Annotated in this window: 1 pseudogene; it reads left to right on the top strand. The window is 55.9% G+C overall.

The window, feature by feature from the left end:
- A pseudogene (locus AACM45_RS20380) lies at positions 1-229 on the top strand (hypothetical protein); the annotation flags it as partial.

Raw genomic sequence — 229 nt, 5'->3', positions numbered from 1 at the left:
GGGACCTTCACCTTTGACAATGATGATGGAGCCCCGATCACCTTTGTCGGCACCGATGACCAGGATGCCACCGAAGTTGCCCTGAACGGGGTGTTGGACGTTGACGGAGACGGCAACGACGAGACGACGGTACAAGAGGCGATAGCCGATTTGGCCGCGATTACGGAGACGGTAACGAACCTGATTGACAACAATGACGGTACCATCACCTATACGAACGAGGACGGGA

This window comes from Croceitalea sp. MTPC5 (genome assembly GCF_036985505.1).
Lineage (GTDB): Bacteria > Bacteroidota > Bacteroidia > Flavobacteriales > Flavobacteriaceae > Croceitalea.
This window is presented reverse-complemented; position numbering and strand designations above follow the sequence as displayed.